The organism is Dolichospermum sp. LEGE 00246 (genome assembly GCF_015207865.1).
Classification (GTDB): Bacteria; Cyanobacteriota; Cyanobacteriia; order Cyanobacteriales; family Nostocaceae; genus Dolichospermum; species Dolichospermum heterosporum.
Genome location: NZ_JADEWA010000607.1, coordinates 1 through 2,608 on the forward strand (window position 1 = coordinate 1; position 2,608 = coordinate 2,608).

The following is a 2,608-nucleotide window of genomic DNA, read 5'->3' on the forward strand; positions in this document are numbered from 1 at the left end:
CTTAGCCCCCTCATCGCTTGCGGGGAGGGGGTTGGGGGTGGGGTTCTTGTTCCGGGTTTGATGACAATTTGCTGTAAATTTATTGACAAAATAAACCAAGAAGTTAGTATCAACAACGCCAGAGAATGGAAGTTAGTATCGTTAGTATCAACAACGCCAGAGAATGAATTCTCTGTCTCATAGCTGAAGTCGGTTGAAACCGACTAAAATTCCGGTTGTTCCCACATTCAGCATGAGTAAATATACTCAAAATATTTTTCCCAGCAGGTTATTTTGTCAAAAAAAGAATTTCATAAAAAAGCTAAAACCCAGTCATAATAACCACTTCATGCTTTTTGCTATTTATGGAGGTATTCAATAAATTTAATCTCAACCCAACTGATTTATTGACATTATTCTCAATAAGCTTGATTCTAGCTTTAGATAGATCTGCGATGGCTACGCCGCGCCGAAGGCATCGCCCTAATATAGAATTGCGTGTCATTGTCTGAAAGCCTTGTTATCATTGGGTTATGGATAATTCCGAAAATTCAAAAAACACCTGCGGAATGTGGGGTACAAAGGGCAAAAGAGGAAAAGTATAAAGGGCTACTGAAGAATCCTCCCAACAGCGCAAACAACACGAAAACCAATAATAACGTCGGGGGTGTCGCGATTGCCCCCATTGTTGCCATTGCGGGACGCGGAACGGCAGCGAAGAGGAAGAGTGAACCAAGATCCGCCCCGCAGTACAGTGCGTCTTGGCTTGTCACTTAGTTTATCGTCGCTATTAAACCAAGCACTACCATCTTTTGGTGCTTCTTCATAATCATCATGCCAGTCATCCAAACACCACTCCCATACATTCCCGTGCATATCGTATAATCCAAAGTTATTAGCCACTCCAAAACTGCCTACTTCTGTTGTTTCTTTTCTGTAAACTCCTTCAACTCCATCGCCATACGTGAATTCACCATTATAGTTAGCCAAATTCGTTGTTATCGTCTCTCCAAAGTGGAATGGTGTGGTAGTTCCGGCTCGACAGGCATATTCCCATTCAGCTTCACTGGGTAAACGATATTGTCTTTTAGTATGCCTTGAAAGGCGATCGCAAAACTCAACCGCATCTTCCCAAGAAACAGACTCTACAGGACGATTATCACCTTTAAATCTAGATGGATCTGGTTTTAGTTCACGGTTTACTTGTGGAAATGCAGCTACAGCCTTCCATTGTGCTTGTGTAACTTGATATTTACCCAGACAAAAGGCTTTGATGGTGACTTGGTGCTGAGGACGTTCATCATCATTGCTACCTTCCTCTGTTTCCGGTGAACCCATCATAAAACTGCCCCCAGGAATCATCACCATTTCTAATTGAATACCATTACCTAAATCTTCAATAAAATACTGTGCTGTTCTTTCATACTCATGAATAATAATTTTTGGCATTTTTTATCACCTGCTTTCATTTATTTATTAGCATCAACAACGCCAGAGAATAAATTCTCTGTCTCATAGCTGAAGTCGGTTGAAACCGACTAAAATTCCGGTTGTTAGTTATACGTCGCAAGCTGACAATATAAAATCCCTGGTTTCATCCTTTAATCGGTGGATATCCTGATTCTGACAAAAAAATTTTCTCGCTATGCGAGAGGGATAAGACAAGAAAAGAGCAAGAGGGCAAAAGCGCATAGTGCTACTAAGTCCTCGCCGCACCACTACATACAACCCGAAAACCAATATCGTCGCTGTCGAGATCGAGGCCGTGGTAGTGGCGAGAAGCAGAACGGCAATTCTCAGGATGGCCGTACCACGAACCACCGCGCAGCAGCTTTCTATTACTACTCTCTTCATTATCTAGCCATACGCTACCATCTGTTGGCGCACCTTCATAGTTATTATGCCAATCATCTTGACACCACTCCCATACATTACCGTGCATATCGTATAATCCAAAGTTATTAGCTACTCCAAAACTCCCTACTTCTGTTGTTTCTTCTCTATAAACTCCTTTGGGTCCTTGACCATAAGTATAGTTACCATTATAGTTAGCCAAATCTGCTGTAATTGTTTCTCCAAAGTGAAATGGCCTGGTAGTTCCCGCTCGACAGGCATATTCCCATTCTGCTTCACTGGGGAGACGGTAGGTTCTACCTGTATATTGTGAAAGGCGATCGCAAAACTCAACCGCATCTTCCCAAGAAACAGACTCTACAGGGCGATTTGCACCTTTAAAATTAGATGGGTCTGATTTTAGTTCACGGTTCACTTGGGGTAACTGTGCTACAAATCGCCATTGTGCTTGGGTGACTTGATATTTACCCATAAAGAAGGGTTGGACTGTGACAGAATGTTGGGGACTTTCTCTGTCCATGCGTTCCAATTCCTCTGGTGGAGAACCCATGATAAAAGTGCCTCCAGGAATTGATACCATTTCTAAGGTGAGATTATCACCTAATTTTTCCGGCCAATAATCTGCTTGTTGTGGTTGACGTTTAATGTTTAATTGGGACTTTCCTATATTAAAGCGTGGTTTTTTCAGTTCTATAGTGGCAACTTCAAAATCAAAGGTTGGTAAAATAGAAATAGTTTTAACTTTAAATGTAAATTCGGATAATGGAGGTAAAAG

The 2,608-nt window shown here is 41.7% G+C and carries 2 protein-coding genes; both read right to left on the minus strand.

The window, feature by feature from the left end; translation table 11 throughout:
- Positions 1-588: 588 nt before the first annotated feature.
- Entirely contained in the window at positions 589-1,428 is an 840-nt protein-coding gene (locus IQ228_RS24560; RefSeq protein WP_193964774.1) for a formylglycine-generating enzyme family protein, read from the minus strand.
- 250 nt (positions 1,429-1,678) lie between these two features.
- Positions 1,679-2,608, minus strand: a 930-nt coding sequence (locus tag IQ228_RS24565) for a formylglycine-generating enzyme family protein (RefSeq protein WP_228044065.1), incomplete at its 5' end; no start/stop codon positions are given.